The sequence below is a fragment of the Xanthomonas cannabis genome (genome assembly GCF_040616535.1).
Taxonomy (GTDB): domain Bacteria; phylum Pseudomonadota; class Gammaproteobacteria; order Xanthomonadales; family Xanthomonadaceae; genus Xanthomonas; species Xanthomonas cannabis.
This window is the reverse complement of the sequence record NZ_CP136580.1, coordinates 3,721,945-3,741,949: the sequence shown is the minus strand read 5'-3', so window position 1 is coordinate 3,741,949 and position 20,005 is coordinate 3,721,945. Positions and strand designations below refer to the sequence as shown.

The window sequence follows — 20,005 nt, the reverse complement described above, 5'->3', positions numbered from 1 at the left end:
ATCGTTAAAGCGGGCTGTTGCGAGGGTAAGGAGTGATGCGTGGTCTTGCCGCGTCGCCGAAGCGGCCCGGCCCGGTGCGGAGGGGAGTCCATCGACCAACCCGCAACGCTGCATCCGATTCCCCATTCCCGACTCCCGATTCCCATAACGCCGTGTATGGGAGAATAGGTGTCTCCGCTTCCAGCGGTGTTCCCCTCCGCTTCCATAGACGCCCATGACCCAGCCCACCCGCCGCCAGCTGGCCAACGCCATCCGTTTTCTTGCCGCAGATGCGGTCGAAGCCGCCAAGTCCGGTCATCCCGGCATGCCGATGGGCATGGCCGATATCGCCGAAGTGCTGTGGAACGATTATTTCCGGCACAACCCGAACAACCCGCAGTGGTTCAACCGTGACCGTTTCGTGCTGTCCAACGGGCATGGCTCGATGCTGCAGTACGCCTTGCTGCACCTGTCCGGTTACGACCTGCCGATCGAGCAGCTCAAGCAGTTCCGTCAGTTGCACAGCAAGACCGCCGGCCACCCCGAGCGCAGCGAAACCCCCGGCGTGGAGACCACCACCGGTCCGCTTGGGCAGGGCTTTGCCAATGCGGTCGGGTTTGCGCTGGCCGAAAAGTTGCTGGCGCAGCGCTACAACCGCCCGGAACTGGAGATCGTCGATCACCGTACCTGGGTGTTCATGGGCGATGGCTGCCTGATGGAAGGCATTTCGCACGAAGCCGCCTCGCTGGCCGGTACCTGGGGCCTGGGCAAGCTGGTCGCGTTCTGGGACAACAACCAGATCTCCATCGACGGCAACACCGCCGGCTGGTTCAGCGACAACACCCCGGCACGCTTCGAGGCTTACGGCTGGCACGTCATCCGCGACGTGGACGGGCATGACGCCGACAAGATCAAGGCCGCCATCGAGGCCGCGCTGGAAAACAGCGACAAACCCACGCTGATCTGCTGCCGCACCAAGATCGGTTTCGGTGCGCCCAGCAAGGCCGGCAAGGAATCCTCGCACGGCGCGCCGCTGGGCAAGGAAGAACTGGAAGGCGCCCGCAAGGCGCTCGACTGGCCATACGGCCCGTTCGAAATTCCCGAAGAGATCTACGCCGGCTGGCGCGCCGGCGGCACCGGCACCCTGCGTCAGGCCGAGTGGGAGCAGCTGTTCGACAAGTACAGCAAGCAGTACGGCAGCGAAGCCGACGAGCTCACCCGTCGCTCGCACGGCGAACTGCCGGCCGACTTCATCGCCAAGGCCGATGCCTACATCGCCAAGGCGCAGGAAGACGGCCAGACCATCGCCTCGCGCAAGGCCTCGCAGCTGGCGATCGAAGCGTTTGCGCCGTTGCTCCCCGAGTTGATCGGCGGCTCGGCCGATCTGGCGCATTCCAATCTGACCTTGTGGAAGGCCAGCAAGTCGGTCGCCACCGACGACCCGGACGCCAACTACGTGTATTACGGCGTGCGCGAGTTCGGCATGACCGCCATTGCCAACGGCCTGGCGCTGCATGGTGGCTTCATCCCGTTCGATGCCACCTTCCTGGTGTTCAGCGATTACGCGCGCAACGGCGTGCGCATGAGCGCGTTGAACCCGGCGCATGCCATCCACGTATACACGCACGACTCGATCGGCCTGGGCGAAGACGGCCCGACCCATCAGCCGGTGGAACACCTGGCCTCGCTGCGCTACATCCCCAACAACGATGTATGGCGCCCGGGCGATGCGGTGGAGTCGGCGGTGAGCTGGAAGGCCGCCATCACCCGCAAGGACGGCCCGAGCTGCCTGATCTTCAGCCGCCAGAACCTGCAGCACCAGCCGCGCAGCGCCGAGCAGATCAAGCTGATCGAACGCGGTGGCTACGTGCTGGCCGATGCCGAAGGCGGCACGCCGGACGTGATCCTGATCGGTACCGGGTCGGAAGTGGGTCTTGCGGTGGAAGCCAAGAAGACCCTGGACGCCGCGGGTCTGAAGACGCGTGTGGTGTCGATGCCGTCCACCGATGTGTTCGACCGCCAGGATGCGGCGTACCGCGAATCCGTGCTGCCGAAGGCAGTGCGCAAGCGCGTGGCGGTGGAAGCCGGTGTGACCGGCTTCTGGCGCAAGTACGTGGGCCTGGACGGCGATGTGATCGGCATCGATACCTTCGGCGCCTCGGCGCCGGCCGATCAGTTGTATGCGTACTTCAAGATCACTGCCGAGCACGTGGTACAGGCAGCGAAGGCGCTGTAAATCCGCGCAGTGTCGCAACAAAAAACGCCGGCGTTTGCCGGCGTTTTTTGTTGATTACCTCAGCGCGTCGCGTGTCCTGTGCGGGCATTGCCATGGGCCGATGACGCCGAGCGTGTGCATGCCGGGGCGCTTGAATGCACGCTGCGTGCGCGCGCGCGCGCGGGGGTGTCGGTGCGGGCGCAACGTGGGCTTGCAGGGACGCTGAAGCGACAACCACTGCTACGTCGCACTCAGGCAGTCAGGCAGGTGGAGGTGATCCTTCACCCAGCGTGTTACAGCGTGCATGGAGTACACCCGGTCATTGGCCGCGCATGCCCGAGCTGCCGGCGCACTAGCCGCCAGCAACATAGATCGAAGATCCGGGCATCGACCGGCTGGTGCCGCCAGTCGCGACCTGGGTGAAATCTCCCCCCGGCAAACTGGGATGCAGGGGCTTGCTGTCGCGGTCGCCTCTGCGCCGGAGACGTCGGCACGGGTGAACCTGATGAGTCCGGTCGCGGCGCCAGACGGCGTTCTCACCGGGGGGTAAACACGGCCCGGCAAGGCCTGCGCGGCCCGAATCCTGCTGAAGCGTTCGCTTCGACGCGCAGCCGCACAAGGCGATGTGTGCATTGCCTGTTTAAAATGTGAATCATTCCCATTAAAATGCGGCGCTGCCACGGGTCCGTGGTGTCCTTCCCCCTTTGTCTGCCGCCGCACATCCTGCGGTGGCCGCCCTCGATTGTCTGCGCCGGAGCTGTGATGAACCGTCCTACCGTAATGCGTCTTCTTCCCATCGCGGGGCGCCCGCGCGCGCTGTCGCATGCGGTGTTTGCCGCGCTGTGCACACTGGCCGCCGGCCAGGCACTTGCCGAAACGCCGGCCGGCGAAGCCGAGGTCACCACCCTGGACCGGCTCAACGTGCAGGGCGAGCAGGCCAAGGGCTACACGGTGGAAAAGACCACTGCCGGTACGCGCATGAACCTGGCGCTGCGCGAGATTCCGCAGTCGGTCACCGTGATCACGCGCGACCGCATGGACGACCAGAACCTGCAGAGCATCACCGACGTGCTCAACAACGTTACCGGCATCTCGGTGGCGCAGAGCGACAGCGAGCGGCTGGAGTTCTACGCACGCGGCTTCTACATCGACAACTACCAGTTCGACGGCATCCCGGCCTACATGGAGCAGGCCTGGAGCTACGGTGACTCGGCGCTGGACGTCGCGCTGTACGACCGCGTCGAAGTAGTGCGTGGCGCCACCGGCCTGCTCACCGGTTCGGGCAACCCGTCGGCATCGATCAACCTGGTGCGCAAGCATGCGGTGAGCCGCGACTTCACCGGCACCGTGTCGGTGGGCGGCGGCGACTTCAACAAGACCCGCAGCGTGGCCGATGTCACCGTGCCGCTGAGCCCCGAGGGCACCGTGCGTGCGCGCGTGGTGGGCGTGTATCAGGACGGCGAGTCCGACATGGACCGCTACAACCTGCGCAAGAAGATCGGTTCGGTCATCATCGATGCCGACCTCACCGACAGCACGCTGCTGAGCGTGGGTTATGAGTACCAGAAGAAGGAATCAGACGATGTCACCTGGGGCGGCTTCCCGCTGTTCTACAGCGATGGCACGCGCACCAACTACGACCGCTCGTTCAACCCGGCCGCCGATTGGACCTTCTGGGACACGCGCCTGCAGCGCACCTTCGCCAGCCTGCAGCAGAGCTTCGACAGCGGCTGGTTGCTGAAGGCCAACGTGAGCCACGAGAAGACCGAAGCGGCCAATCACCTGTTCTATCCGTTCTACACGATCTTCGGCTTCGACCGCGCCACCGGCGGCGGCGTGGTGCCGTATTCGGGCAACTACCAGACCGAGCGCAAGGCCGATGGCGCCGATGTGTACGCGGAAGGTCCGTTCCAGCTGTTTGGCCGTGAGCATCACCTGGTGGCCGGCGCCAGCTACAACCGCCGCGAGTACGTCAACAACGGCACCTTCGATTTCCCGGCGCCGCTGGACAGCTACTTCGGTTGGACCGGAGCCTATCCGGAGCCCAACTGGAGCCCGCGCTCGGTGCAGAGCGACGGCACCATCACGCAGAAGGCCGCCTACGTGGCCGCACGTTTCTCGCTGGCCGACCCGCTGACGCTGCTGGTGGGCGCGCGCTACACCGACTGGCAGATCGATGGCCGCAACTTCGATGCGGTGCAGGGGCTTGTACCGTTCTCCGACACGCAGACCGAAGTCACCCCGTACGCCGGGCTGGTATACGACATCGACGATGTGTGGTCGACCTACGTCAGCTACACCGAAATCTTCAACCCGCAGACGCTGCGCGATGCCAATGGCGGCTACCTGGATCCGTTGAGCGGCAAGGGCTACGAAGCCGGCGTCAAGGCCGCATGGTTCGACGATCAGCTCAATGCTTCGTTGGCCGTGTTCCGCATCGAGCAGGACAACCTGGGCGTGGCCACCGGCGGTTTCGTGCCTGGCAGCAGCGAGTCCGCATTCGTGGCTGCCAGCGGCGTGGTCAGCGAAGGCTTCGACTTCGAGCTCTCCGGCCGCCTGACCCAGGGCTGGAACGCCACCTTCGGCGCCTCGCACTACACCGCACGCGACGACAGCGGCACCTCGATCAACACCCACCTGCCACGCACCACCATCAAGCTGTTCAGCAGCTACACCCCGCAGGGTGCGTGGAGCGATCTCACCGTCGGTGGTGGCGTCAACTGGCAGAACCGTGCGTACTACGTGGACCCGGTCTACGGCACCTTCCAGCAGAGCGCCTATGCCTTGGTGAGCGCATTCGCACGCTACCGTCTGTCGCCGCAGTTCTCCGTGCAACTCAACGTCGACAACCTGCTCGACAAGCGTTACTACGCGCAGTTCAACGGCGGCTATGGCGCATGGGGTGCATCGCGCAACGGCATGCTGACCTTCAACTACACGTTCTGATCCACGGCCACGCCGGGCGCCCTGCTGCCCGGTCTTGTCGAGCAAAAACACAGGCAGCCGGAACGGTGCCTGTGTTTTTTTATATCCGTCCACGCAGTGACGGGGATGGCGGGTCTGCCGTGGAGCGGAGCGCTTTGTCAGTGGCAGCCCTTGGCTGTCGCGCTGGAACGGCGTGGTGCGGACGGGAACGCGCACGACCCGGTTGGCATGACCGCAGTGCGGCGTCTGCAGCGCGCCATGCCTGCAGCACTCCAACGACACTGCGCCGCATCGCTGCGGTGACCATCGCTCAACGCACCACCGGTTCCAGTTGCGGTGCCAGCACCTGCGCCACCCATTCCATGAAGGCGCTGACGCGTTGCGGCAGATGGCGGCGCTGCGCATACAACAACGTCACCGGCATTGGTTCGGCGGGGTGGTCGGCAAGCACGACACGCAGCGCGCCGCTGTCCAGATACGGGCGCAGCGGGCTGGCCGGCGCCTGGATGATGCCCAGCCCTGCGAGCGCGGCGGCAAGATAGGCATCGCCGTTGTTCACCGTCACCGGGCCCTGCATCGGCAGCAGCCGATAGCGCTGCCCGTCGTGATATTCGAAGCCGGGCGAGCGCTGCCCCAGTGTTGGCACGTAATGCACCAGGTCGTGCTGGGCGAGATCGTCCAGGCAGCTTGGCGTGCCGCGGCGGGCAAGATAGTCGGCGCTGGCGCAGCTGACGATGCGGACCGCACCCAGCGGGCGGGCGACCAAGCTGGTGTCTTCAAGCGTGCCCACGCGCAGCACGCAATCGAAGCCTTCGCGCACCACATCGACGCGACGGTCGGTGCTGCTGATCTCCACGTCCAGCTGCGGATGCCGGGCCAGAAACGACGGCAGCGCAGGGATCACGAAGTTGCGTGCGATGCCGGACGACATATCCACCCGCAGGCGACCGCGCAGCTGGCCGCGTTCGCGCTGAAACATGCCGTGCAACTCCTCCATGTCGTCGAGGATGTCGCGGGCGCGTTGGGAGAACGCGGTGCCATCGCCGGTGAGCTGCACGCGTCGCGTGGTGCGATGCAGGAGCTGGGTCCCGAGCGAAGCTTCCAGCCGTTGCACGGCGGTCGAGACACTGGCCTTGGGCAGGCCCAGGGTGTCGGCGGCACGGGTGAAACTGCCCAGCTCGGCAACGCGCAGGAAGGCGCGCAACGACTCCATGGTGTCCATCGATTGGTCGGCGATCTTGAACGGTGAAGTCAGATTGAGCTGATTTATGCGGCACGGCAAGCGCACTAGCCTGAGCGCGTTCGTAACGCATTGCGCGATCGCCTCGTCTGATCGTCGCCACGCCACCTATCGCCGTCATCACCCCAGGAGTTTGCCCATGTCGACCACCTCCACACCCATCACCGTGATCACCGGCGGCAGCCGCGGGCTGGGGCGCAATGCCGCGCTTGCGCTCGCTGCCGATGGCAACGACATCGTGCTGACCTACCGCAGCCAGGCCGACGAAGCCGCAGCGGTGGTGGCGCAGATTCAATCGTTGGGCCGGCGCGCGCACGCGTTGCAGCTGGATGTCGCCAAGGCCGATGACTTTGCAGGATTCGCCAGTCAGCTGAAGGCGGTGCTGGCCGGGTGGGGGCGTATCCAGTTCGATGCGCTGGTCAACAACGCGGGCACCGGCCTGCATGCCGCCATCGCCGACACCACGCCGGCGCAGTTCGACGCGCTGGTCGACACCCATCTCAAGGGGCCGTACTTCCTGACCCAGGCGTTGTTGCCACTGATCGCCGACGGTGGACGCATCCTCAACGTCTCCAGCGGGCTGGCGCGCTTCGCGCTGCCGGGTGCCTCCGCCTACGCGATGATGAAAGGCGGGGTGGAAGTGTTTACCCGCTATCTCGCCAAGGAGCTGGGTGCACGCGGCATCCGTGCCAACACGTTGGCGCCGGGAGCGATCGAGACCGATTTCAACGGCGGCACGGTGCGCGACAACGCGCAGGTCAATGCGATGGTGGCTTCGGTCACCGCGTTGGGCCGGACGGGCCTGCCGGACGATATCGGGCCGGTGGTGGCGGCCTTGCTGGCGCCGGGCACGGGCTGGATCAACGCACAGCGCATCGAAGTCTCCGGCGGGATGCTGATCTGAGGCGTCTCCGCAGTGCGGCGATGTCGTCGGTCAGAACGCCATCGCCGCGTGCGGCAGTTCCAGCCGCGATGACGCTGCACTCCGGTATGAGCGCGCAGCGTCAGGGGAATCACTGCAGTGGCTGGTCGCCATGCAGGATGGGATAGGGATTGAGCACATCGCCTTTCCACCACTGCTTTTCCGGCCCCAGGCGGTGGATTTCGAAATGCAGATGCGGCGCGGCCGGATTTGCGTTGCCGGTGCTGCCTACATAGCCGATGACCTGGCCTCGCTTGACGGATTGCGTCTCTGCAAGCCCATCGGCATAGCGTTCCAGATGGGCGTAGTAATAGCAGTACGTGCCACCCGGCGCGAACTGATACACGGTGAGACCGCCGCGTTCGCTGTTGAACAGCTTTTCCACCGTCCCGTCGGCGACCGCAAGTACAGGTGTGCCGGTCGGTGCCAGGATATCGATGGCGTCATGCACCCGGCCTTCGCTGCGCGCATCGGTGAAGGTGTCCTGCAACTGCTCACGGCCGATGCCTTGCACCGGAATCAGCAGGCCGGAGCCGGCCGCCGACGCATCGGCCGCCGGGGCTGAGGCGGCAGGTGCCGGGGCAGCGCTCACGGGCTCTGCCGCGGCCGGGACGGTGGGTGCGGGTGCAGGCGCAGCTGCCGACACGGCCGCGGTCGCCGTGGACGGCGCTGCAACGCTCGGTGCAGCGGTCGCTGGCGACGGCACCTGCGCCTCGGGCGCGCTGCGCTCCAGCCACCAATAGCCGCCTGCGCCGATCGCCACGCCTGCGATCAAGATCATCAGCAGTTTCATGCTTACTCCTGCATCACCACCGGCATGGACGGACCGACCACGCTGGCCAGATTGACAACATCCCAGTTGGTCAGGCGCACGCAGCCATGCGATTCGGTCTTGCCCACGTGGCCCGGTTCCGGCGTGCCGTGCAGGCCGTAGTGCGGCTTGGACAGATCGATCCACACGCGCCCGACCGGGTTGTTCGGGCCTGCCGGCAACGTGGCTTTTTTGTCGTCTTTCTTCGCGTCCCAGAACAACTTGGGGTTGTACTTGAACACCGGGTCGCGCGCGACGCCCAGCACCTTCCAGCGGCCGATCGGCAGCGGATCGTGCTTGCTGCCGGAAGACACCGGGAATTGTGCATACACCTTGCCGTCGGCATCGAACAGGCGCAGCGTCGATTCGGACTTGTCCACTACCAGCTTGGCCGGCTTGGCCAGGGGCGCGACGCCGTCGATGTTCGGCACCTGGATGACGCTGCCGGCCTTGCCCAGCTCCACGCCGGGGTTGAGCTGGCGCAGCAGTTCCGGCGCGGCATGGAAACGTTCGCCCAGCGCCTCGTCCACCGATGCGTAGCCCAGCGCAGACAACGTGGCCTGCTCGGCCGGGCCTTTGGGAATCGGCTGGAAGGGGCCGGCAACGTCGGCGTCGGTCAGCGTGTACTGCACCAGCGCCGGCGTGCTGTCGGCCTGCAGCGCCTGCCAGGTGGCGTCATCCAGCTCGCCGGTCACCTTGATCTTGTGTGCAGCCTGAAAGCCGGACACCGCCCGCTTCTGGTTGGAGCCACGTTCGCCATCGATCTCGCCCGGGGAAAAATGCGCGCGGTCCAGCAGCACCTGCGCATGCAGATCCGATCGCGGCCCGGTGTCCACCTGCTTGGCAGGAGGCGCCGCTGCCGGTGCCGGCGCAGCGGCCGCCGCAGGTTGCGGTGCCTGCGCCAGCGCAGGCAGCGACGCGCTCAGCGCCAGGGCAAGCAAGCAGACACGAGCATAGGAGCGTGATGGCATGTGCAGATCCAAGGGAGACATGCGCGCACCTTGCCGCAGCCGGCTGCGTTTTCTGCGTGAAATGGCTGCACCGGAACTGAGCGGTGGGCAGGCGGTTTGGCTTCGACAGGGTATGGCTGGCGGGAATCGGGAATCGGGAATCGGGAATCGGGAATGGGGAATGGGGAATGGGGAATGGGGAGAGGCGGGGATTGCGCCGGCGGATGCATTGCCGGGAATCAGGCACGCAGGCGGGCATCAGTAGGTGTAGCCCAGCGTGAGCATGTAGACGCGCCCGGTCTGCACATAGGCACCGTCGGCGCCGGGATCGTAGGCCATGTAGCGCCTGGATTTGCCCTGGGTCTCGTAGAAGGTGGCGGCGTTGAGCAGGTTCTTGGCCGACACGCCCACATCCACATGGTGCGGCAGGTGATAGGTGGCATTGAAGTCCAGCGACTTCACCGGCTGCAGGTAGTAGTTGAGCCGGTCGGTGGTCAGCCCCAGCAATTGCAGGCCGGTGTAGTTGTAGCTCAGGTCGGTGCGCAGGTGCGTGTCGTCGTAGAACAGGTCCAGGTTGTAAAGGCGTTCGGGTGCACGTGGGAGCCAGGTCTTTTCCGGCTGATCGCTGCGTCTGCTGTCTGCCTGGCTATGTTGCAGTGTGAGGTTGGCGGTGACGCCCAGGTTGCTCAAGATTCCCGGCAATTGCTGCAGCCGTTTGCTCGCTGCCAACTCCAGGCCGTAGAGCGTTGCGGTGCCGCCGTTCTGCGGCATGGTCACCGGCACGCCGTTTTCGAAGGTGGTACCGGTCGGCACCAGGCCGCCCAGCGTGTTGTCGTTGCTGGTGGCCGATTGCGAGGTATAGATGAAGCCGGAGATGCGCTTGTAGTAGGTGGAGGCGCTGAGCACACCGCCGCTGTGGTCGTAGAACTCGGCAGACAGATCGGCGTTGTCGGCCTTGCTTGGCTGCAGATCCGGATTGGGCTTGGAGATGCCGACCACCTGTTGCGTGTCGTCGATGGAATACACGGTTTGCCCGGAAATCAGGCCGAATGCCGGGCGGCTGAAACTGCGCCGGAACGAGGCGCGATACACGGTGAGATCGTCTGGGCGATAGTTGATGCTCACACCCGGCAGCCATTGCCCATAGGTGCTGCCGGTCCCGACAAAGCGGCCGGTGACGCCATCGCCGCTGGACTGCCACGCATCGGCCGAGTAGCGGGTCAGTTCGTAACGCACGCCGGGCAGGATGCTCACCGAACCAAGGTGCAAGGCGGTCATCGCATAACCGGCGTAGATCGCCTCGGTGCTGGAGGTGGTGTTGGCGTTGTAGTCGTTGGCGGTGTAGCGGCCGGCGCCGTTCGGATCGTCGATGTATTTGTACGGCACGGCCTGGGCGCGCATCCAGCGGCGATCCAGCAGCTTGAACGGGCCGGCATAGTGGCCGTCGAATGCGTTGTAGGTCAGCCGCCCGGGGATCGCGCTCAGCGGCGGGCCGCCGGCGGTGGGAAATGCGTAATTGGGACCGCCGAAATAGGGGCCGTTGGTGACGAAGTTGCCGTCCTTGTGGAAGAACGGATGATCGTACGCCTCCCGTGCCGAACGATCGGCCGACAGGCCCAGCTTGACGCTGTCCAGCACCGCACCGTCGGTGCGATAGGTGATGTCGGTGTGCGCATTGGCGCGGTTATCGTGGCTGCCGGCATCGTGGCCCTGCACCTTCCACAGCAATGACGAATCCAGGTCGTAGAAGAAGTCCTTCAAGGCCGACGTGCTCGGGCCGATGCTCGGGTAGGTGGGGTCGCTGAGGTCGAAGGCGAAGCTGCCGGGAGTAAAGCCATACAGGCTGGCCGACACATAGTCCGGTCGATTGCGGGTGCCGCGACCGAACGAGCTGCCGTAATCGAAGCGCAGACGATCCAGGGTGGTCTGCCCGCCCAGCTGCAGCGTCGCCAGGGTTTCGTCGATGTCGTGGGTGTTGAAGTAGCCGCCGCGCACGGCGGTGGGCTGGGTGCGAATGGTCTCCAGGCGCGCGCTGGACTGATCCTGCTGGCCGGTGACGCCGTAGCTGCCATAGATGGCACGCGCATACAGGGCGCTGGTGTCGCCTTGCCAGTCCAGCGAGAGGCTGCCGCCGTAACGCTCGATCTGGCTGGTATAGAGGCTGTATTTGTAGCGGGTGCTGATCAACGGGCCGACGTTGCGCAGGTCGCTGGCGTCGGCAAGCGCCGGGTCGGCCGGAACGTATTTGCTGTTGGGCGCCGGGGCCTGCGCCATGTTGTTGTTCCTGCCGTAATACGCCGAGGCATACAACCCGAACGCGTGCCCGTCGCCGAACATCCAGGCCAGCTCCTGCTGCACGGTGCCGCCGCCATCGGAACCGCCCAGATGCGAGGCCAATGCATTGAGCTGGCCGCGCGCGGTGGTCCTGGCATAGACATCCTGCGGAAAATCGAAGGCATTCGGCGTGCGCATGTCGATGGCGCCGCCGATGGAATCGCCCGGCATATCGGGCGTGGGCGATTTGGACACCTGCACCGACTGGATGCCGAACGGCGCGAGCATGTTCAACGAGATCGCGCGCGTGGACGAGTCGGTTTCCGGCATGGCGAAGCCATTGAGCGTGTACGCGTTATAGCTGGCGTCCATGCCGCGGATGCTGACGTAGGCATTTTCGCCGGTGGTGGCCTGGCCCAGATGCATGTCGCTGTAGGCCGACAAGCCCGGCATGTGCGAGACCACGTCGGCGATGCCACCGGAAGGAATCGCGTCGATCTGCTGTTTGCTCATTACGCTGTTGACGCTGTTGGCCACGCGCTGCTCATTCAGCGATCCAGGCGCTGCGGCGTGGGTGGCTTGCACGTTGACCGAATCCAACGTGGTGGTGGTCAGCTCTGCAGCGTGTGCAAACGCTGGTGCGGAAAGCACCACGGCAATGGCACAGCTCAGGCGATGGAAGGGACGGAAAGACTGCATGTTGAGGGCTCGCGGAAGTGGGAAGGAGTGCCCGCATCCGGTGAACGGGCGCGGGCTTAGATCGCCGACGCCTTCCATTGCGACAGGTCTGATGCGTGGGGCAGCTGGCGCGTGTATGCGCGGCGCGGCGCTCAGTGGCGCAGGTCGAGGCCGCTGCAGTGCACGCGCGGTCGCTGCGGATTACAGCGCGCCACCGCAGCATGATCGAAGCGCACCACGTAGCCGTTATCGGCCGGCTCATTGATCGGGAAATCGGTACTGAGCAATTGCGCGCCGCTGGCCAGCATGGCATCGCGCCGGGAGGTGTCGTTGCGCTGCGCTTCTTTCAGGTCGGCATCGGTACGCGTACGCACCAGATAACCGGCCTTGACCAACTGCGCGATGTCATCGACGGGGCCGTCGTTGCGCTCGACAAATGCCGCATCGTCCTCGCCCGGTACCGCGTTGGTGAAACACACGCGGCCGCGCAGCGATGGATGGCCGGGCAGGTAGCTGGCGCCTGCAGCGCGTTGGTCGAGCAGAAACACCACTTTGCCGCGCGCTTGATCCAACGACGGCCAGCCATGCGTGAGCACGCCTGCATTGAGGGTGCGCGCGCTGCCCCGCACCTGATCGGGGCTGATGTACTCACCGGGCTGGAACACCGAGCGTAGTTCGGCGTCCAGCGCATCCATCGCTTTTGTGTCGAACGGTTCGGGTTGCGTAGTGGGGAATGCCAGCGCTATCGGCGCCTGCTTGGTTTCCAGCAGGATGAAGATCGGCACATGACCCGGGTGCTGCTTCGACCAGGTGCGGATGTCCTGCAGGCAGGCAATCAACGGTTGGCAATTGCTGCGCTGGTCAAGATCCTGCACATGCATGACCTTGAAGCCCGGCGTCTCCATCACCCCGGCCGGCGCGCTTGCCGGTGCGGCCGGTAGTCCGGCTTTGGCGATCTGCGCGACGATGGACGGGTGCGCATAGCGCCCGCCCTGTGCATCGGCGAAGACGTCCAGCTCGAGTTGGCGCACGCCAGCGTCGAGTTGTTGCGTCAATGCGGGATGGCGGTAATCCAGTGCAGCAAACAGTGCCGGGTCAAGTTGCTTCAACACAGCCGCTTCGCTGGGTGCAAAGCCGGCGTGGTAGCTGTTGTGGCTGCCGATGTACTGCAGATCGGTGAGACGCGGCGCAGCTTGCGCGGCAATATTGCTCAGCACCAGCGCGGTGAAGAAGACGATACGCGTGGTGGTTCTTCGCTTCGCGCGCACCAGCTTCGGTTTGCGGGTGATGCCTGACGTGACAGCAGTAAAAGCGCCAAAAAGATGCATGCAGCACAGCCGGAAAGCGACGAGGTCGCCATCATCGCGGCCCAGCTTGACGCATATCTTTCCGCAGTGTGTCCGTGATGCGTCAGGTCTTGCTGCAATCGGTTCGTGTCGTTTGCAACATCGTGACACTATTTTTCATGACGGGGCGGTCTGTTGCAGCGCATAGGTCAGCAACCGCGCCTGCACGTGGTCGCGCAGGCTGCGTGGCGCACGCAGCGCCATGCGTTGCAGGCAGGCAACATCATTCGCATCCGACGCTTTGCGTGCGAGCAGTGCGCGGCACACCGTGGCGACTTTTCCGCCGGTGCCAGCTGTTGCGCATTTGAGCCAGCTCAATGCACGCAGCAGACGTTGCTCGATCTCGGTGAAGTCGCTGCCGAGCGGGTAATCGGGCAGGCTGCCGTCGCGTCGAAATGGCGCCAGCGCCTGTTCCAGTGCCTGTGGCGTGTTGCGTTGCGCACGCGCGGGCAGCACCGGGTCGGTGCGCAGCTTGCGCGACTGTTTCGCCTGGGCAAGCAGCTCGTCCTGGAAGCGCGCATCGCAGATGGCGGCCATTTCCACCACGCAGTCCTGGTCGGTCTTGTGGCGCAGATCGGCGATGCCGTACTCAGTGATATAGAGGTCGCGCAGGTGGCGCGGGATGGTGGTGTGGCCGTAATTCCAGCGCACATTGCTGGCCGCATGTGTGCCGGTCTCGCGGGTGGCACGCAGCATCAACGTGCTGCGTGCCTGTGGCAAGGCATGCGCCATCGCCACGAAGTTGTACTGCCCGCCCACGCCGGAGACCACGCGGCCATCGTCCAGGCCGTCGGACACCGCCGCGCCCAGCGCGGTGGCCATCATGCAGGAATTGAAGAAGCGCGCATCGTGGCGCTGCAAGCGCTCCAGCGCTTCATTGCCGCCGTAGAGCTGGTTGATCTGGCTGATGCGGCGCATGCCGATGGCAGCGCGCGTGGCGGGCGGAAGGTCGCGCAGCCATTGATAGAAGTCCGGCGAGCCAAGATAGAACGCGCCATGCAGGAACTCACCCTCCTGCGCCAGCCGCGCGTGGTCGGCAGCGTCGGCGCGGCCGTCGGCCATGCGCTGCATCAGCGGTAGATCGTCGTGCACCTTGCGGCGGATCACGCCACTGTCCACCAGTTGTTTGAAGCCTTCGTTGAGCATTTCGCTGCAGCCGTACAGGCCGACCTCAAACGGCGCCAGGCCGCCGCTGGCGCGTACGGCAGGGTGCTGTTCCAGATCCGGATCCAACGCCTGCAGCACACGCCGATAGGTGGCGTTGTCGGTATGCCGCAGGACCAGCGCATGGCTCAGCGCGTCGGCCAGGGTGCCGATGCCGATCTGCAGCGTGCCGCCATCGCGTACCAGCGTGCTCGCATACAGGCCGATGGCGTAATCGACGCTGGTGACCGGCTGCCGCGGCAGTCCGAACAGCCGCGGCGACGGGCCGGGCAAGTCGATGACCAGGTCGAAGAACGCCACATCCACCGCCGCCGTGCCGCCGATCCACGGCAGCTGCGGGTCCACTTCGGCCACCAGCAATGGACGCGGCAGGCCCAGCGCCTGCACCGCGTCCAGGGTGTCCTGGGTGATGTCGTTGTTGCACGACAACGACAGCCGCGCGCCGCCGGGTTCGCGTGCGACCTTCTGCACGATCAGGTTCGGCGCACGCTGTGCCACTGCCGCGGCGGCGTGGGTGTAATTGAGGCTGGTGTAGTCGGCCTGGGCCTGGATGGAATGCAGCAACCCGCCGGACTGCATGTAGAACTCTTCCACCTGCACATGCGCGGGCAAGGCGTCGCGCAGCATGGCGTCCACGTACGCCAGACGCGGGAACTCCTCGCCGAAGTGACGCGCAATGAACGGTGCGGCAAAACGCCCTTCCAGCCCCGCGCCCGGCCTGGGCGGGTTGAGCGAGAGCGCGGTGTATAGCGCCAGCGGCCGTGACGGGGTGTCCTTGAGTTGCGCGTACAGCGCGTTCAACAACCGGTGCGGTTTGCCGATGCCCAGTGGCGCGCCCACCCGGAGCGGGCCATCGATGCGTTGCAGGATCCGCTCCACGGCGGCGGACAGGCTGGTGAGGTGTTCGGTCATCGGTGCAGGGTAGCCGAGCCGATGGGAGAGCGCGTGTTGCAGAACCGGCGCGGCAACCGCACGCGATGGGCCTGGGTCAGCGCTTGACATGAGTTTCGTTTACGCGCGTAATCGAAAAAAATGACGGGTGTCATTGCATGGCGATCAGCGACGCAGAGGCAGTGGTGATGCAGGTGCTGTGGGACCGGGCACCTCGGACCGCAGAGGAGGTGGTAGCGGCACTGGCAAGCACCGACTGGGCCGAGCCGACCATCAAGACCCTGCTTAACCGCCTGCTCACCAAGGGCGCCATCGCGGCGCAGAAGGACGGACGCAGATACCGTTACACCCCGGTGTTGCAGCGCGAGCACTGGGTGCAGCAGCAAAGCGAAGGATTGCTGCAGCGGTTGTTCGGTGGACGGGTAGCGCCGCTCGTGGCGCACTTCAGCGAGCGTGGAAAGCTCAGCGCGTCCGACATTGCCGAATTGAGGCGGCTGCTCAAGGAGTTGGACGATGAGTCTTGATCCCGTGCTGTGGCTGCGCGCCGCGCTCTACACCACCGCAGCGCTGCTGGCCTGCCTGCTGCTGCGCCGGCCGCTGCGTGGCCGGCTCGGGGCAGGGGCCGCCTATGCACTCTGGGGCACGGTGCCGCTGGCCCTGGTGGCGGCGTTGCTGCCAGGTCCCTCGATGGAGATCGCGCTGTTGAAGATGCCGGCGCTGGTGCCCGTGCCGGTTGCGGCGCATCCGGACGGGCAGGGGGCCGGCTGGCAGCGCATGTTGCTCAACGTGTGGCTGGCCGGTGCGCTGCTGACGGGCCTTTCCCTCTGGCGTGGACAGCGGCGTTTCGTGCGCAGCCTCGGGCCATTGCGTGCGCTGGACAGCACCGTGTGGGTGGCCACGCACGACGGCGGCCTTCCGGCGTCGCTGGGCATCTGGCGCCCGCGGATCGTGCTGCCGGGGGATTTCACCACGCGTTACAGCGCCGGGGAGCGTGCGTTGATCCTGGCGCACGAGCGCCTGCATCTGCGCCGCGGCGATTTGCATGCCAATCTGCTGGCCAGCGTGCTGCTCTGCCTTGGCTGGTTCCACCCGTTATTGCATCTGGCATGGCGCGCGTTTCGCCTGGATCAGGAGCTGGCCTGCGATGCAGCGGTTCTGGCAGGCCATCCGGGCCAGCGCCGCCGCTATGCCGGTGCGATGCTCAAATGTCAGCTCGCCGGCAGCACCTCGCCGCTGGCCTGCCACTGGGCGGCGAGGCCTGCGTTGTTGCAGCGGCTGGCGGCCGTGCATGCGCCGGCGCCGGATGCGCGGCGTGCACGCCGGAACCTGCGTAGCGTGGTGGCGCTGACGCTTCTGGTCAGCGTCGGCGGCTGGTTGCTCCAGCCTGCGCCTGTGCAGGCCACGCGCGACTCGGCGGCTGCCTTCGACTACAGGACGATGCAGGCGCCGCGGTACCCGGCGAACGCGGTCGCCGCCAATCTCGGTGGCGTTGTCGAACTGCAGATTGCGGTGAGCCCGCGTGGCGCGCCCGACCACATCGCCATCGTGCACAGCCGGCCCGCCGGCGTATTCGATCAGGTGGTGCTGGAGGCCGCGCGTCACTGGCGCTTCCAGCCCGCGCTGTTGGATGGGCAGCCAGTGGCCGCGCAGATACGCGTGCCGGTGCGGTTCGATCCGGACCCGCCGGAACCGCCGGCCACTGGCACCGGTGCCGGCGGTGATGGTCGGCATGCTCCAGCGTCCGGGCGCCTTGCCGCCTGCGCGACAACCGGATGCGTACCGCAGGGGATGCTGCAATGAACGACCGGCGTGGGTGGTGGATTGTGGTTGTGCTGTTGATCAGCGGATGCGCCAGCCAGCGCGTGGCCGAGCCGCAGCGCCACCAGCGCGAGGATTCGGTGGATCAGCGCATGTTGCCGTCGCAGTCGGGTGCGGGGAGCGCTTCCACCGCCTCCTACACGCTGTCGCAAACGCAGCGCTTTCGCATGCCACGCGCGCTGCGCAGCGAAACGCCGGCGCTGCCGCCGGACTCGCCACGCCAGAACCTGCCGCCAACCACCGTGTGTGCGCATGTGATCCTGTCCGCCGACGGCGCCGTGCAACGCGTGGACCCGATGTCCGATCGCGACGAGTGCGCCGCCGGGCTGTTGCCGAGCAATGCGGATCTGATGCAGGCCGTACGCAGCACGGTGCAGCACTGGCAGTTCGTCCCGGCGGCCCTGTGTATGTACGCGCCCGGCGCGGCGCAACCGTCCGCCCTGGATGACTGCACCGGGGCGACGCGGCAGGAACCGGTGCCGGTCACGCTGTCGTTTGCGTTCACCTTCGAGGTGCGGCAGGGCAAGGTGAGCGTGCGTACCGGCAAGGTTGCGCGGTGACGGCAACTTCTCGCAGGCCTGCGTCAGCCGGTGTTGCGTCGGTCTTCGGCGTGCGGATGGATTACGCCGCCCTGCAACGGGTGGGTCTCCAGCCGGGGGCGCTCACGCCAGCACGTGCACGCTGTCGGCGATGCGCTGCACTTCGTCCGGGTTGTGGCTGACGTAGAGCATCGGCAGGCGGATTTCATCGCGCACGCGCTGCAGGTAAGGGATCAGCTCTTCGCGACGTGCCTGGTCCAGCGCCGACAACGGTTCGTCGAACAACAGGATGGCCGGTTGCGACAGCAACGCACGCCCGATCGCCACCCGTTGCGCCTCGCCGCCGGACAGGTTGCGCGGCCGGCGCTGCAGCAGCGGCGCGATGCCGAGCAGGGCCACCACATCGTCGAACCCGAATGGCGCCGCCCCCCGTGCATGCCGGCCATAGCGCAGGTTGCGCCGCACATCCAGGTGCGGGAATAGCCGCGCATCCTGGAACACGTAGCCGATCCGGCGCTTGTGCGTGGGCAGGTCCACGCCGTGCCGGTCGTCGAACAGGCAGCGCCCATCAATGCGGATATGCCCGGCATGCGGGCGCACCAAGCCTGCGATCGCATTGAGCACGGTGGTCTTGCCGGCGCCGGACGGCCCCACCAGCGCCACCACCCGCGCCGCATCCTGGATGAGGATGTGCCGCCGGAACTGGCCACGCTGCAGCTGCAGATCGATCTCCAGCATCAGTCCTCCTCACGCGGGTGCGGCCGCCGCACCAGCCATTCGGACAGCAGCAAGGCCGCCAGCGAAATCGCCAGCGCCACGCCGGCAAGACGCCACACGCCCGATTCCATGCCCGGCACCTGCATCAAGCCGTAGATGGCCGACGACAGCGTCTGCGTCTGGCCCGGAATATTGGAAACGAAGGTGATGGTGGCACCGAACTCACCCAGCGCCTTGGCAAAGGCCAGCACCATGCCGGCCACCAGGCCGGGCCAGGCCAGCGGCAAGGTGATGCTGAAGAACACCCGCCACGGGCCGGCACCCAGCGTGGCGGCGGCCGCTTCCAGGCGGCGATCGGTGGCTTCGATCGACAGCCGGATCGCGCGCACCATCAACGGAAATCCCATCACCGCGCAGGCCAGCGCCGCACCGGTCCAGCGGAACGCGAACTGCACGCCGAAGTGTTCCAGCAACCAGCTGCCGACCGGACCCTGCGTGCCCAGCAGGACCAGCAGCGCATACCCGGTCACCACCGGTGGCATCACCAACGGCAGATGCAACACCGCGTCCAGCACTGCCTTGCCCGGGAAACGCCGCCGTGCCAGCAGCCAGCCACAGGCAATCCCTGCGGGCAGGCTGGCCAGCGCGGCCACGCCGGCCACCTTCAGACTCAGGGCGATGGCGGTCAGCTCTTCCGGGGTGAACATCGACAAACGGTGCGCCTCAATCCTTCGGCAAGAAGCCGCGACGGGTGAAGATCGCCCGGGCAGGTGCGCTGCGCAGCCACTGCACGAACGCTGCCGTCTGCGGGTTGCGGCTGTTCTTCAGCGCGGCCACCGGATACACGATCGGCGCATGGCTGGCAGCGGGAAAGGTGGCCACCACGCGCACCTTGGGGTCGGCGCGCGCGTCCGAGCCATAGACGATGCCCAGCGGCGCCTCGCCGCGCGAGACCAGCATCAGTGCTGCCCGCACACTCTCCGACTCGGCCAGGTGCGCGCGCAGCGCGTCCCACTGGCCGAGCGTGCGCAGCGCGGCGGCCGCGTATTTACCGGCCGGCACGCTGGTGGTCTGGCCGACCGCCATGCGCCCGTCCTTGCCCAACGCCTTGGCAATGCTGCCCGGCGTACGCAGATCCAGCTGCAGCTTGCTGGCGGCCGGCGCGATCAGTACCAGCGTGTTGCCGAGCAGATCGTGGCGTTGCGCCGGCGCGACCAGGCCGCGCTGTTGCAGATAGTCCATCCATTCCAGATCGGCCGAAAAAAACACATCCGCCGGCGCGCCCTGTTCGATCTGGCGCGCCAACGCCGAGCTCGCCGCGTACGACACGCGCACCGGCGTGCCGTTGGCCTTCTCGAACGCGGCCGCGGCCTCGTCCATCGATTCCTTCAGACTGGCCGCCGCAAACACCGTCACCGGCGCAGCTTGCGCAACGGCCAATACGGGCAGGGCAAGCATCAGCACGCACAACGCGCGCTGCCAGAAACCGATCGTGCGCATGGGCAACTCCAGCAGGGGCAGACACCGATCATAGCG

General features: G+C 66.2%; 15 protein-coding genes. 6 read left to right on the top strand and 9 right to left on the bottom strand.

Annotation, left to right across the window (positions count from 1 at the left end; translation table 11 throughout):
• Positions 1-214 precede the first annotated feature (214 nt).
• Together tkt and fhuE are read left to right on the top strand one after the other, a co-directional pair.
• Complete coding sequence (gene tkt / locus RZV17_RS15805; protein ID WP_047695627.1) at positions 215-2,215, top strand: transketolase; 2,001 nt, start codon at positions 215-217, stop codon at positions 2,213-2,215.
• Positions 2,216-2,956: 741 nt separating this feature from the next.
• Complete coding sequence (gene fhuE / locus RZV17_RS15800) at positions 2,957-5,140, top strand: ferric-rhodotorulic acid/ferric-coprogen receptor FhuE (protein ID WP_355604847.1); 2,184 nt, start codon at positions 2,957-2,959, stop codon at positions 5,138-5,140.
• Positions 5,141-5,429: 289 nt separating this feature from the next.
• On the opposite strand, the gene RZV17_RS15795 is transcribed toward fhuE, so the two are convergent.
• Positions 5,430-6,407, bottom strand: coding sequence for a LysR family transcriptional regulator (locus RZV17_RS15795; RefSeq protein WP_166749203.1), 978 nt, complete (start codon positions 6,405-6,407; stop codon positions 5,430-5,432).
• Between the two features lie 91 nt (positions 6,408-6,498).
• Between RZV17_RS15795 and RZV17_RS15790 the strand changes: the two genes are divergently transcribed.
• A complete protein-coding gene (locus RZV17_RS15790) occupies positions 6,499-7,263 on the top strand; it encodes an SDR family oxidoreductase (RefSeq protein ID WP_355604843.1) in 765 nt (254 codons plus the stop codon).
• Between the two features lie 109 nt (positions 7,264-7,372).
• On the opposite strand, the gene RZV17_RS15785 is transcribed toward RZV17_RS15790, so the two are convergent.
• The 5 genes from RZV17_RS15785 to RZV17_RS15765 form a co-directional block, all read right to left on the bottom strand.
• The gene (locus RZV17_RS15785; protein ID WP_355604840.1) at positions 7,373-8,074 is read right to left on the bottom strand and encodes a M23 family metallopeptidase; all 702 of its coding nucleotides are present in this window, start codon (positions 8,072-8,074) and stop codon (positions 7,373-7,375) included.
• A gap of 2 nt (positions 8,075-8,076) precedes the next feature.
• Complete coding sequence (locus tag RZV17_RS15780) at positions 8,077-9,063, bottom strand: L,D-transpeptidase (protein ID WP_104580852.1); 987 nt, start codon at positions 9,061-9,063, stop codon at positions 8,077-8,079.
• A gap of 237 nt (positions 9,064-9,300) precedes the next feature.
• The gene (locus tag RZV17_RS15775; protein ID WP_355604836.1) at positions 9,301-12,015 is read right to left on the bottom strand and encodes a TonB-dependent receptor; all 2,715 of its coding nucleotides are present in this window, start codon (positions 12,013-12,015) and stop codon (positions 9,301-9,303) included.
• Positions 12,016-12,146: 131 nt separating this feature from the next.
• A complete protein-coding gene (locus RZV17_RS15770) occupies positions 12,147-13,322 on the bottom strand; it encodes a phosphatidylinositol-specific phospholipase C1-like protein (RefSeq protein ID WP_355604834.1) in 1,176 nt (391 codons plus the stop codon).
• Positions 13,323-13,457: 135 nt separating this feature from the next.
• Positions 13,458-15,416: an acetyl-CoA hydrolase/transferase C-terminal domain-containing protein gene (locus tag RZV17_RS15765; protein WP_355604831.1), complete on the bottom strand. Its 1,959-nt coding sequence runs from the start codon at positions 15,414-15,416 to the stop codon at positions 13,458-13,460.
• 137 nt (positions 15,417-15,553) lie between these two features.
• On the opposite strand from RZV17_RS15765, the gene RZV17_RS15760 reads away from it, so the two are divergent.
• Genes RZV17_RS15760 through RZV17_RS15750 form a run of 3 tightly spaced genes read left to right on the top strand, consistent with a single transcriptional unit; the run spans position 15,554 to position 17,773 of the window.
• A complete protein-coding gene (locus tag RZV17_RS15760; RefSeq protein WP_104580740.1) occupies positions 15,554-15,919 on the top strand; it encodes a BlaI/MecI/CopY family transcriptional regulator in 366 nt (121 codons plus the stop codon).
• Positions 15,909-17,195 carry a TonB family protein gene (locus RZV17_RS15755; protein WP_355604827.1) on the top strand — a complete coding sequence of 429 codons (1,287 nt, stop codon included), beginning with the start codon at positions 15,909-15,911 and terminating at the stop codon, positions 17,193-17,195. Before RZV17_RS15760 ends, RZV17_RS15755 begins: the two co-directional genes overlap by 11 nt.
• Positions 17,192-17,773, top strand: a complete 582-nt coding sequence (locus RZV17_RS15750; protein WP_355604824.1) for a hypothetical protein — start codon at positions 17,192-17,194, stop codon at positions 17,771-17,773. The genes RZV17_RS15755 and RZV17_RS15750 overlap by 4 nt, the downstream gene beginning before the upstream one ends.
• 102 nt (positions 17,774-17,875) lie before the next feature.
• On the opposite strand, the gene modC is transcribed toward RZV17_RS15750, so the two are convergent.
• Genes modC through modA form a run of 3 tightly spaced genes read right to left on the bottom strand, consistent with a single transcriptional unit; the run spans position 17,876 to position 19,969 of the window.
• Positions 17,876-18,490, bottom strand: coding sequence for a molybdenum ABC transporter ATP-binding protein (gene modC, locus RZV17_RS15745; RefSeq protein WP_039564329.1), 615 nt, complete (start codon positions 18,488-18,490; stop codon positions 17,876-17,878).
• A complete protein-coding gene (modB, locus tag RZV17_RS15740) occupies positions 18,490-19,176 on the bottom strand; it encodes a molybdate ABC transporter permease subunit (RefSeq protein ID WP_184368191.1) in 687 nt (228 codons plus the stop codon). Before modB ends, modC begins: the two co-directional genes overlap by 1 nt.
• A 16-nt stretch (positions 19,177-19,192) precedes the next feature.
• Positions 19,193-19,969: a molybdate ABC transporter substrate-binding protein gene (gene modA / locus RZV17_RS15735; protein ID WP_355604821.1), complete on the bottom strand. Its 777-nt coding sequence runs from the start codon at positions 19,967-19,969 to the stop codon at positions 19,193-19,195.
• Between the last annotated feature and the right edge of the window lie 36 nt (positions 19,970-20,005).

Bases quoted from the DNA above. Each gene is read 5' to 3' on its own strand.
- tkt (WP_047695627.1), top strand. From the start codon at position 215: ATGACCCAGCCCACCCGCCGCCAGCTGGCCAACGCCATCCGTTTTCTT.
- fhuE (WP_355604847.1), top strand. From the start codon at position 2,957: ATGAACCGTCCTACCGTAATGCGTCTTCTTCCCATCGCGGGGCGCCCG.
- RZV17_RS15790 (WP_355604843.1), top strand. From the start codon at position 6,499: ATGTCGACCACCTCCACACCCATCACCGTGATCACCGGCGGCAGCCGC.
- RZV17_RS15785 (WP_355604840.1), bottom strand. From the start codon at position 8,074: ATGAAACTGCTGATGATCTTGATCGCAGGCGTGGCGATCGGCGCAGGC.
- RZV17_RS15780 (WP_104580852.1), bottom strand. From the start codon at position 9,063: ATGCCATCACGCTCCTATGCTCGTGTCTGCTTGCTTGCCCTGGCGCTG.
- RZV17_RS15775 (WP_355604836.1), bottom strand. From the start codon at position 12,015: ATGCAGTCTTTCCGTCCCTTCCATCGCCTGAGCTGTGCCATTGCCGTG.
- RZV17_RS15770 (WP_355604834.1), bottom strand. From the start codon at position 13,322: ATGCATCTTTTTGGCGCTTTTACTGCTGTCACGTCAGGCATCACCCGC.
- RZV17_RS15765 (WP_355604831.1), bottom strand. From the start codon at position 15,416: ATGACCGAACACCTCACCAGCCTGTCCGCCGCCGTGGAGCGGATCCTG.
- RZV17_RS15760 (WP_104580740.1), top strand. From the start codon at position 15,554: ATGGCGATCAGCGACGCAGAGGCAGTGGTGATGCAGGTGCTGTGGGAC.
- RZV17_RS15755 (WP_355604827.1), top strand. From the start codon at position 15,909: ATGAGTCTTGATCCCGTGCTGTGGCTGCGCGCCGCGCTCTACACCACC.
- RZV17_RS15750 (WP_355604824.1), top strand. From the start codon at position 17,192: ATGAACGACCGGCGTGGGTGGTGGATTGTGGTTGTGCTGTTGATCAGC.
- modC (WP_039564329.1), bottom strand. From the start codon at position 18,490: ATGCTGGAGATCGATCTGCAGCTGCAGCGTGGCCAGTTCCGGCGGCAC.
- modB (WP_184368191.1), bottom strand. From the start codon at position 19,176: ATGTTCACCCCGGAAGAGCTGACCGCCATCGCCCTGAGTCTGAAGGTG.
- modA (WP_355604821.1), bottom strand. From the start codon at position 19,969: ATGCGCACGATCGGTTTCTGGCAGCGCGCGTTGTGCGTGCTGATGCTT.